General features: G+C 48.0%; 1 protein-coding gene. It reads left to right on the top strand.

Going from position 1 to position 12,205, the window contains the following annotated elements; genetic code table 11:
- Positions 1-154: 154 nt before the first annotated feature.
- Positions 155-12,199, top strand: coding sequence for an Ig-like domain-containing protein (locus tag ABWY16_RS08415; RefSeq protein WP_353904198.1), 12,045 nt, complete (start codon positions 155-157; stop codon positions 12,197-12,199).
- The last annotated feature ends 6 nt before the right edge of the window (positions 12,200-12,205 follow it).

The following is a 12,205-nucleotide window of genomic DNA, read 5'->3' as shown; positions in this document are numbered from 1 at the left end:
GATATTTTCTGCGAAAGAAATTTGGAAATGAACAGAATGAACGAATGGTGTGCCCATTTCGCTTCATGTAATGAATGATTTGAACGCTTAAAGAGAAGGTCGGGATTCTTAAAATTGCCGTAAGTATTAAAGTTAACCTCTAAAGCTTCCCGGAATGATAGCAACCTCTACTCCCAAAATTACGAAAAACTACCTCTTTTTGATTGCGAATCTTATACTATTAACGGTATTCGGAGCACAATCGTATGCCCAAACCAAAAATTATGCTGAAGTAACACCTTCTACTGGCACTATCGCATATTATACATTATTGGGTGTTCCTACTCAGGGAGCTTCTGCCAACGCTGGATCTATAACCGACCCAGGCAATGCTGCTGCTGGTGCCTCTACTGCGCCAGCTACCCTTAATGCAAACTATGCCAATGTTCTTGGTCTGATCACCGGAGAAGGGGAAGCCTATATTCAACTGAAATACGGCAGTCCTTTAACAGCTGGTAAAGTAACATATATACCTTTCGATCCGCCAACGATAACTGGTGTCAATGTAGACTTGCTGAATCTGGTTGGAGATCTAACCGGACTTTTTAGTAAGGAACTGGTGACTCTGGAAGCTTATAGTGGTGCAACAGCTGGGAGCGACGGTACCAAGATTCCGGATGGAAGCGTAACCAAAGCTATTGTCAGGGATGCAAGCGGCAGAAATTATTTTGCTGTTACATCAAGCCTTGCATATAATTCTGTAAGGGTGAAACTCAGGTATACCAGTAACTTACTCGGACTTTCACTGGGCGCAAGCTTACATTTAAATGTATATACAGCGTTTAACCATTCGGCTGACAATTGCGGAAGCCCTCTCTATACCAATCTTGGAGAAGCGACAGGGGTCAACGTTTCACTTAACGGCATATTAGCCAATCCGGAGCGCGCAATTGATGGCAATGTGACTACCTTTTCACAGTTACAGTCAGGTCTGGTGGGAGTCGGATCTGTTGTTTCACAAACTGTTTATCTGAACGGCTTATCTTCCGCAGGGGATGTCGCTAAAGTAGTGCTTTCACAGCCCGGAACGGTTTTAACTTTAAATCTCTTAAACACAATTACCCTGCAGGCTTTCAACGGAGCTACTCCTGTTGGAGGAGTACAGTCGGCCGGTGGTCTGCTTAACCTGCAATTGCTGAACACAGCTAATGATAACATCTTCCCGGTATACTTCACGCCAGGGGGCACCTTTGACAGGATTAAGATCAGCGTCAATAATACACTGGCTGTCGGTGGAAACATCCTCTCCGGCGGACTCAAAATTCACGAAGTGCAGCGCACAGTCACTAAACCTGTATTCGCGGGAACAATAGCTGGCGGGACTCTTTCAATCTGCGGAGGAAGCACACTCACACTCAGTGGTCAAAATTTAAATCCTGCCGAAACTTATAACTTTTATAAAAAAGCAAATAACATTACTACACAGGTTGCAGCAGCAAATGCTGGCACCTACACAGAAGCGGGACTTGCCGCCGGTACCTATACCTATTATATATCTGCACAAAAAGCGGGATGTACAGGAGAGTCTGACAGGGACAGCGTACAGGTTATTGTAAAACCGACATTAGTATTCCCTGCCGGCACACTTACAAATGCTTCAGTGGGCAGGGCATATTCCAAACAGGTAACTGCCGCTACAGGCGGAACCCCTGGTTATACTTACGGACTTGCTGCAGGCAGTACTCTTCCTGCAGGATTAACAATTTCTCCTGCCGGACTGATTACTGGTACACCAACAGGAGCCGGTTCGGTTACTTTCAGCCTGATGGTTACCGACAGCTTCGGCTGCAGTACGGTCAGCAGTTTTACCCTCAACGTTACCCCGGCGCTTGTTTTACCAGCAGCAACATTGCCAACAGGAACAGTAGGAACAGCTTATACACCTACTTTGCTTCCGGCACCGTCCGGTGGTACTACACCTTATACTTATACAGCGGCAAATATGCCTCCGGGATTAGCGGTCAACCCTGCTACAGGAGAAATCACCGGTACACCAACACTTTCAGGAACATTTACCTTCCCGGTAACACTGACGGATGCTGATGGCAATACCGTGAATACCAGTTTTACCATAGTCGTAAGAGATCCGCTGGCACTGCCACCAGCAACATTATCGGATGGTACCGCGGGCAGAGTTTATCCTACCCAGATTATACCATCAGCAACAGGAGGCAGCGGGGTATATACTTACTCTGCTACCAGCTTACCTGCCGGTCTTGTCTTTAACCCTGCCACCAGGGAAATCACAGGCACGCCAACCCAGTCAGGAACTTTCAGCTTCCCGGTAACAGTAAATGACAATGAAGGACGAAGTGCTTCTGCCAATTACACGATAGTGGTTAAAGATCCACTGGTACTGGCAGGCATTACGCTTCCCAACGGAACAGTAGGTGTGAATTATCCTGTGCAAACAATTCCTGCAGCAAGCGGGGGAACAGGGCCTTACACTTATGCAGCAGCGAATGTTCCTCCGGGCTTAACCTTCGATCCGGTAACCAGGGAAATTACAGGAACACCTGCCCAGTCGGGTACTTTTACAATTTCTGTAACAGTAACTGATGCTGCAGGTAGTTCTGTAACTACTCCTTACACACTGACAGTAAACGGAACACTTGCCCTTGCACCGGCAACCTTGCCTGAGGGAACAGTTGGAACAGCTTATACGGCACCAGCACTTCCGGCTGTAACAGGTGGAACTGCGCCTTATATATATAGTATGACTGGTCTGCCTGCAGGTTTAAATTTCGATCCTGCTACACGGGTGATCTCAGGAACACCGGGAACAGGCGGCAGTTTTACTGTTAAAATGAGCGTTACTGATAATGGTGGTCTGTCTACCAGTACAGATTACGCACTGCTGATCAATGCACCTGCACCTGTGGTTGCCGGCACTACTATCTGCAGCGGCAGTTCTGCTACACTGACTGTTTCCAATCCGGTTACAGGAGTAACTTATAATTTTTATTCTGCCACAGGCAATACACCGCTGCCTTCTTCGGGCAACAGCTTTACAACTCCGGTTTTAAACCAGACTACTACTTACTATGCAGAAGCGGTTTCAGGAACTGCTGCAAGTGCACGTGTTCCGGTAACAGTTACAGTAAATCCTGCACCGGAGTCACCAACAGTGCTTACCAATAACTTAACTATCAGCAGCGGACAAACTGCTAATCTGCAGGCTAACGCTGATGCCAATTCTACAATCTTCTGGTATACCACTCCGACAGGGGGTGTAGCCGCAGGATCAGGTACAACTTTCACAACACCGGCACTTTCAGCCTCAACTACTTATTATGCAGGAACAGTAAACAGCACAGGTTGTTCAAGCCTCAGCAGGGTAGCTGTTACTGTCAATGTGATCAGCGGACCCACAAATCCAAACTGTAATGCCGCCACTTCGCAGCAAAGTAACATCACAGGACTGCTTTGTGTAGGCTGTTCTATTCAGAATCCGGGAAATTCTACTGATGCTGATCTGAACAACTATACTGAAATGAGAGTAACTGTTGGTTTGGCATCAACTGCTTACCAGCGCCTCATCTTCCAAAGGGTAGGTACAGCTACAGACAGTATCCGTCTGGATCTGGAAACACCTGTAGGCCTGGCTGATCTTAGTCTGCTTGGTGGCGTAACCATCAATGTGATGAACGGCAATACTGTTGTAAGAAGCTATCCTTTAAATAACTCACTGGTAAACTTAGGTTTATTGGGTGGAAACAGGTTTAAAGCAACAGTACTGGCCAGTGCAGCATTTGACAGGGTAGAAGTAAGCTACAGCCCTCTGGTAGTAGCTTTATCCAGCCTGCGCATCTACGGGGCACAGGTGATCTTCCCTGATCCGACCGTGGTTTCAGGAAACCAGACTATCTGTTCAGGAAGTACTGCCAGTCTGAGTGCAACCGCTTTGGGCGGAACCACACTTACCTGGTACAGCGCAGCCACAGGCGGCAGCATACTGCAAACAGGCGGTACATATACTACGCCCGCATTAACTGCCACCACTACCTATTATATAGAAGTAAGTAATAACGGATGTGCCAACCCTGCAAGGGTTCCGGTTACTGTAACAGTTACGCCTTCTGTAGCTACTCCGGTGCTTGCAACAGTAGCTCCTGTTTGTTCAGGCGCTACAGGCGTGCTTTCAGTAGATAACCCGCAAACAGGTACTGCCTACAAATGGTATACTACTGCTACCGGTGGTACAGCTGTATTTACAGGAGAAACTTTCGTAACCCCGCCATTAACTGCAAATACTACATATTACCTGGAAGCATCGAATGGTAACTGTACCTCAGCAACCCGCGCTGCTGCTGCAATTACAGTAAATCCGCGCCCGGTTCTTCCACAGGTTCAGGCTGTGGCAACTACGGTTAACCAGGGTCAGTCGGCAAATATGACGGCTACCTCCACAGAAGCCAATGTTGTATTCAACTGGTATACCACACCGGATGGTACTACACCAGTTTATACCGGGGCAAATTATGTAACCCCACCACTTTTTACAACAACTACTTATTACGTAGAAGCTACTTCATCGGTTACCGGCTGTGCATCTTCTTCAAGGGTACAGCAAACAATTACGGTAAATGGAAGCGGAACACCAGTTCCTGTACTGTGCGAGCTTCCGGTAAGCCAAACCAATGGTGTTGCGGGAACTTTATCAGTACTGGCAAGGGTTGATAATCCTGGCCGTGCAATCGACGGGGATCAGCAGACAGCCTCTACACTTTCCATTCCGGTAGGTATCAATGCCTCAGTATTTCAAAAAGTAAACTTTGCTGGTTTATCCAACGTTGGAGATACAGTTCGTATCCGCTTAACTGCCACCAACCAGTTATTGTCGCTTTCACTTTTATCAGGTATTACATTAACTACTTACCAGGGTGCAACCAGCAATAATGACGGGGTAGTACTCAATAACGGAATCATTAATGTTCAATTACTAAACGGCGGCGCCGAAGCGCTGATCAGCCTGGTGCCGGCAGCACAGTTTGATGGCGCAGAGGTAAGACTGAATTCGGGAATACTCGGTGCACTATCTGCTGTCAACTTTAACTATGCCAGAAGAATCACAACTGCGCCAACAGTTACAGCCGCAAACGTAACAGCCTGTTTAAATGCAACACCTGCGCTGAGTGTAAGCAATCCACAGCCGGGTATTCTTTATAACTGGTATACCACTGCTACCGGCGGAACAGCAGTATATACAGGTGAGAATTTTGTGATTCCTGCAGTAACAGCAGATATTCAGTATTATGTAGAAGCAACCAGAAACGGCTGCGGTGGTTCAAGAACAGCAGTAAACGTTACTGTTATTCCTGCTCCCCTGGCACCGGTACTGCTTTCTGCAACGGAACAAACCTGCCAGAATGCCAACCTGGTCTTACAGGTACAGAATCCTCAGGCAGGAGTAACTTATCAGTGGTATCTTGACAATACTGCAATCACTGGCGCTACCGGTGCTTCATACAGCATTGCCAACATACAAACCAGTGGTACTTACAGTGTTGAAGCTGTAAACAGCTGCGGTACTGTATCAGCAAGAACTCCGGTAACAGTAACCGTAGGATCACTCACTGCACCTGTACTTAATCCTTTGGCCATAACCATCAATTTAGGAGAGCAAACGATACTTACTGCAAGCTCCTCTACTTCTGATCTTACTTATACCTGGTACGCCACTGATCCTGCAGTAACGGGAGCGGTAGCTGTATCTACACCAACCAATGGTGCCAACGGGACTTTCATTACCCCTAACTTAAGCAGTACAACAACATATTATGTAACTGCACAAAGCAGCGCAGTAGGCGGATGTATTTCTCCTGCTGCCAGCGTTGTGGTTACTGTAAACCCTGGCCCAACCAATCCGGGTTCTGTTCCATGCGAGCCGGCCATCAGCCAGACGGTTAGAAGCGGAGGTACGCTTTCTGCCGGTGCAAATGTATCCAATCCGGGTTTTGCAGTTGATAACGATGTGGAGACCAGTTCTTCATTGTTCATTCCATTTGGTGTCAACAGTTTTGTGGCACAAAAAGTGAACTTTACAGGCTTATCACAGATTGGCGATACCGTAAGGGTACGCCTGTCCTCTCCGGCAGGAAGGCTATCTGCAACTGTGGGTTCAAGCATCACGCTCACAACCTACAACGGTGCTGCCAGCAATAACGATGAAAGAGCAATCAGCAGTTCCGGATTCAACCTCCAAATTGGCGGTAGCGGAACAACTGCTACCATTGATTTTGTACCTGCACAAGCCTTTGACGGGGTAGAGCTGAAACTCAATTCAGGTCTGTTAGGTGCATTGAGTTCAGTCAACTTCAATTATGCAAGAAGAATTATCCTTGCACCAACGCCATCTGCGGCCAATGTGACAGTTTGTGAAGGCAGCCAGGCAACGCTTGCAGTGGCAAACCCAGCGGCAGGTATTACCTACAAATGGTACGACAGTTCGCTCGGCCTGCTGGCAAACACAGCCACATACCAGACACCTGCAACATTAGCAGCAGGCGTGTACACCTACTATGTTTCCGCAAACCGAAATGGTTGCGAGAGTGCTAAAGTAGCGGTTACAGTAACTGTAATTGGTATGCCTGCGGCGCCTGTACCAAGTGCTGCAAATCCGGCCGCTACCTGTATCAACACTCCGGTTACACTAAACGTAGATGCAGCTGCGGGCGTTACCTATAACTGGTACGATGCATTGACAGGCGGTAACCTGCTGGCATCCAATACCAGTTCTTATACTACTTCTGCATTCCTTGCAGTAGGTATTACAGACTTCTACGTTGAGGCTGTAAACAGTAACTCCTGTTTAAATACAGCTGCCAGAACAAAAGTATCAATCACCATCAGGCCGGATGCTACAGAAGCAGACCTGGCAGTTGCCGGTGCAGAGAGAACGTTCTGCGCAGGTTCAGCAGTTACGCTGACAGCCAGCAGTTCTACAATAACCAACCCGGTATTTACCTGGTATACTGATGCTGCATTAACCAATGCAGTATTTACAGGAGCAACATTTAATATTGCTTCCATCCCTGCAAGTACCAATTTCTACGTAACCGTAAGAGGTGATGAGAAATGCGAAAATACAAATGGTAAACTGGTAACCTTAACAGTCAATCCAGGCAGTACAGCAGCAGAAATCACGATCAGCGGTATTCCGGCCAGTCTGTGCTCAGGAACAGCAGTTACTTTAACTGCCAGTACATCTACAGTTACCAATCCTGTGTTCACATGGTATACTGATGCGGCATTAACCAATGCAGTATTTACAGGACCAGTCTATACAACTGATGCCTTAACCGGTAACACCAATTTCTATGTGACCGTACAGGGATCAAATAGATGCCCTAATACTGCTGCCAATGCAAAAGTTGTTCAGCTGACAGTTAATCCGCCAGCAGTGGCAGCAGATATCAATGTAAATGGTGTGCCAGCCAGTGCATGCGCCGGATCCGGAGCAACGCTTACTGCCAGCAGCACTACAGTGATCAATCCTGTATTCACATGGTATACTGATGCGGCATTAAGCAATGCAGTTTTCACAGGCGCGGTATACAATACACCGTCTCTTAACGCCGCTACCACCTACTATGTAACTGTCAGCGGAGACAATAAATGTGAAAATGTCTCAGGCACAGGACGCGAAGTTGTGATTAACATGAACCCTGCGATTGTCTTCAATGGCGGGGCACTACCTTCCGGAACAGTACCCGTTCCTTATATTGCACAAATCAACCCTGCAACAGGTGGTACCCCGGGTTATACATATATCGTAGCCTCAGGCAATACACTCCCTGCAGGCCTGTCCTTAACAAGCGCAGGACAGCTGCTTGGCATACCAACAGTTGCAGGCAACTATACTTTCGCAATTACAGCGAGCGACAACAGAGGCTGCAACGCTACTGCCATGTTTACCATCAGTATCGGAAGCGTTGGTCTGATGACGCTGCCGCCGGCTACCCTGGCAGACGGACTGGTGGATTCACCGTATACACCGGTAACCCTGCCTGCACCAGTAGGCGGAACAGCTCCTTATACTTATGTAGCAAACAATATTCCTCCAGGATTTAATTTTGATACGAACACCAGAGTACTTTCCGGAACCCCAACCCTGGGCGGAACGTTTAACTTTACAGTGACAGCTACAGATGCCAACGGATTAACTGCAACCACCAATTATACAGTAGTGGTGAATGTAACGGCTCCGGTTGTTGCAAACGCAGAAAGCTGTAACGGAAGCAGTGCTTTACTTACAGTGACTAACCCGACACCTAATGTAACTTATAACTGGTATGCTTCAGCTTCAGGTGGTACAGTACTGGCTACAGGAACAACCTTCCAGACACCGGCAATTTCTGCTACAACTACGTATTATGCTGAAGGAGCATCCGGTACAGCTAGAAGTGCCAGAACTCCTGTTACAGTAACGCTTAAACCAAGCGCTACAGCTGCGGACCTGACCATCACGGGAATACCTGCAAACGTTTGCTCCGGATCCGGTGTAACATTAACCGCCAGCAGCACTACAGTAACCAACCCTGTATTTACCTGGTACAGCGATGTTGCTTTAACAAACGTGGTATACACTGGGGATACTTATCAGATCCCTTCACTGACGGCAAATACAAACTTCTTTGTCAGTGTAAGAGGTGATAACAAGTGTGAGAACGAATCCGGAAGCGGCAAAGCCGTAGCCTTAAGTGTAAATCCTGCCATCAGTTTTGAAGGCACTACACTGAGCACTGCAAATACTTCCTCAGCTTATTCTGTACAGATTAATCCTGCAACGGGTGGTACACCGGGATATACTTACAGTGTCCCTGCCGGAAGCACATTACCTGCAGGATTAACATTATCCGCCTCAGGTGTGATCTCCGGAACACCTACCACGCCAGGTACCTATACTTTTGCTTTAGCGGTTACCGACAGCAAAGGCTGTGTAGCAACGGCAAACTTCAACCTGGTAATAAACGGGCTGAATACCAACCCGATGGTACTTCCACCAGCGAACCTGCCAAACGGCGAGGTAGGAACAGCGTACAACTCTCAGGTATTACCTGCGGTAAGTGGTGGAAACGGTCCTTTCACTTACGTAGCTACCAATCTGCCTCCGGGATTAGGATTTGACCCGCTAACCAGAACAATCAGTGGTATCCCAACTACGGCCGGTACATTTACGTTCACAGTGACTGTTACTGACGCTACTAATGCAACAGCAACAGCCAACTACACAGTCACTGTTACCGTTCCGGCTCCTGTCGTTGCAAACGCAACCACATGTGGCGGAAGCAGCGTAACACTGACAGTTCAAAACCCTGTTGCTGGTGTAACTTACAACTGGTACAACACTGCATCCGGAGGAACTGCAATTGCCACCGGAACCAGCTTCCAGACCGATGTAATTACTGCCAATACTACTTATTATGCAGAAGGGTTATCTAATAATGTGGTAAGCAGCAGGACTCCTGTAAACGTAAACCTGGGATCAGGGGCAACCAGTGCAGATATCATTATTGCCGGAGAGCCGGTATCATCAGTATGCTCAGGCGCTGCCATAAGCTTAACAGCCAGCAGTACCACGGTTTCCAACCCGGTATTTACATGGTATTCAGACGCGGCTCTGGCCAATGCTGTATTCACCGGCCCAACCTTTAACATTCCGTCTATCACAGCAGGCGCTACTTATTACGTGACTGTACGCGGAGATAATCAATGTGAGAATGCTGCAGGTACTGCACGTGTGGTTACCTTAGCAGTTAATCCTGCGATTACTTTCAATACTACTGCATTGCCTGATGCGGTTAATGGTACTGTTTATTCGACAAGTATCAATCAGGCAACTGGGGGAACTCCTGGTTATACCTACACACTGGCATCAGGCAGCACGCTGCCCGCAGGACTGTCATTGTCTGCCGCAGGTACAATCTCAGGAACTCCAACAGTAACAGGAAACTATACCTTCTCTATCACAGCAACAGACACTAAAGGATGTAACGCAACCGCGGCCTTCGCTCTGAATGTGGGTGCTGTGACAACTACACCATTAGCATTACCGCCGGCTACATTGCCAAACGGTGTCATAGGTACAACTTACGCTCCGCAAACATTGCCAGCAGCGACAGGCGGAACAGGTCCGTTCAGTTACGTGGCAACCAACCTGCCTCCGGGATTAACCTTTAATCCAGCAACACGCGAAATTACGGGAACTCCAACATTGGCTGGTACTTTCAGTATCCTGCTGACAGTTACTGATGGTGCCGGTGCAACAGCTACCGCAAACTATACTGTAGTAGTTACTGTTCCGGCCCCGGTTGTAGCAAACGCAAGCACCTGTAGCGGAAGCCGCGTTACCTTAACGGTACAAAACCCGGTAGCAGGTGTAACTTACAACTGGTACAATACAGCATCCGGCGGTACATCACTCGCTACCGGCACAAGCTTCCAGACAGACGTGATCACTGCCAGTACCATTTATTACGCAGAAGGCTCTTCCAATAATGTGGTAAGCAGCAGGACGCCGGTAAATGTGACCCTCGGATCAAGGGCGACAAGTGCAGATATCATTATCATAGGCGAGCCTGCATCCTCAATATGCTCTGGAGCTGCTGTAAGCTTAACAGCCAGCAGTACTACGGTAACTAATCCGGTATTTACCTGGTACACAGATGCGGCATTAACCAATGCAGTATTCACCGGGACAACATATAACATTCCGTCGGTCACAACAGGCGCAAGCTATTATGTAACTGTCCGTGGGGATAATCAATGTGAGAATGCCGCAGGAAATGCGCGTGTGGTTACGTTAACGGTTAATCCTGCACTGACTTTCAATACCACAGTATTACCGGCAGCAACAAACGGTACAGCTTATGCAGCAAGGCTCAATGAAGCAACCGGAGGAACTCCTGGATATACCTACACACTGGCATCAGGCAGCAGCCTTCCTGGAGGCCTGTCACTGTCGGCAACTGGGATTATCTCAGGAACACCAGCAGTTGCCGGAAATTACACTTTCTCCGTAACTGCATCCGATACTAAAGGTTGTAACGCAACAGCATCCTTCTCTCTAAGTATAGGAACAGTAACAAGTACACCATTGTCACTGCCACCGGCTACACTATCTGACGGAATAATAGGTACAACTTACACACCGCAAACGTTGCCTGCAGCAGCAGGGGGAACCGGCCCGTTTACTTATGTAGCAACAGGCCTGCCTCCGGGATTAACGTTCAATCCTGTAACACGCGAAATCACCGGAATCCCAACACTGGGAGGTACTTTCAATGTCGTGGTTACAGTTACAGACGGAACAGGTACTACAGCTACAGCGACATACGTGATAGTAGTAAGAGTACCGAACCCGGTAGTACTGAGCGCACAGAGCTGTGATGGTACAAGTGCCACGCTTACGGTATCAAATCCGGTAGCCGGTGTTACCTATAACTGGTACGCTGCTGCTACAGGCGGAAATATCCTGGCAACCGGCACAAGTATCCAAACTCCTGCAATAACCGCCAGCACAAGCTACTATGTAGAAGGCGTTTCAGGTACAGCGGTAAGCAGCAGGACAATGGCCAATGTAGTTTTACTTGCCAAACTAGCCACTCCGGTAGTCACCAGGCAGTCGAGCACATTCACCAGTATTACCTTTAGCTGGAACGCAGTAACAGGAGCCGCAAGTTATGAGATATCTAGAAATGGCGGTACAACATGGGAAACACCTAGCTCAGGCGCAACCGGTACAACCCACCTGGTGTTCGGCCTACAGTCTAACGAAGCAGTAACACTGCAGGTTAGGGCTAAAGGAACAACAAACTGCCAGACCAGCGATGCAGGTAGTTTCACCAGCAGGGCAGATAACGGCAGTGGGAACCAGCCGGAGAACAATGATGTGTTCGTCCCTAACACCTTTACTCCTAACGGGGACGGCAACAATGATATCTTCTACGCCTATGGAAGCTCGATAGTGAACGCGACAATGCGCATCTACGATCAGTGGGGCCACGTGATTTTCATCTCCCGCCAGATGAATATGGGATGGGATGGAACCTACCGCGGACAGCCACAGCCAAATGGAGTATATATCTACATGATCGATATCGATATGAGAGATGGCACCAAACTGATGAGAAAAGGAACAGTAACACTATTAAAATAAGATCCG

The sequence above is a fragment of the Pedobacter sp. genome, assembly GCF_040513095.1.
GTDB lineage: Bacteria > Bacteroidota > Bacteroidia > Sphingobacteriales > Sphingobacteriaceae > Pedobacter.
Note: the sequence above shows the minus strand (reverse complement) of the source record. Positions and strands in the feature narration are given on the sequence as shown.